The sequence below is a fragment of the Stenotrophomonas maltophilia group sp. RNC7 genome, assembly GCF_030910085.1.
GTDB classification, from domain to species: Bacteria; Pseudomonadota; Gammaproteobacteria; order Xanthomonadales; family Xanthomonadaceae; genus Stenotrophomonas; species Stenotrophomonas sepilia.
In genome coordinates this window covers 1-483 of the sequence record NZ_JAVFVN010000584.1, presented here as the reverse complement: position 1 = coordinate 483, position 483 = coordinate 1, and the positions used below count along the sequence as shown (strand labels likewise).

Here is a 483-nt window from a genome sequence, read left to right as displayed (position 1 = left end):
ACAAGCGCCCGCTGAAGTCGCTCTCCGACATGCTCAAGGGCAAGCAGGGCCGTTTCCGTCAGAACCTGCTCGGCAAGCGCGTCGACTATTCCGGCCGCGCGGTCATCGTGACCGGTCCGGAACTGAAGCTGCACCAGTGCGGCCTGCCGAAGAAGATGGCGCTCGAACTGTTCAAACCATTCATCTACGCACGTCTCGACGCCAAGGGTTATTCCTCGACCGTCAAGCAGGCGAAGAAACTGGTTGAAAAGGAACGTCCGGAAGTCTGGGATATCCTTGACGAAGTGATCCGTGAGCATCCGGTTCTCCTGAACCGCGCTCCGACGCTGCACCGTCTCGGTATTCAGGCATTCGAGCCTACCCTGATCGAAGGCAAGGCGATCCAGCTGCATCCGCTCGTCTGTACGGCGTTCAACGCCGACTTCGACGGTGACCAGATGGCTGTTCACGTTCCGCTGTCGCTTGAAGCTCAGCTTGAAGCCC

At 59.2% G+C, this 483-nt stretch carries 1 pseudogene; it reads left to right on the top strand.

The features are described from left to right. Nucleotides 1-483 (top strand): annotated as a pseudogene (locus RCF13_RS11055) (DNA-directed RNA polymerase subunit beta'); the annotation flags it as partial.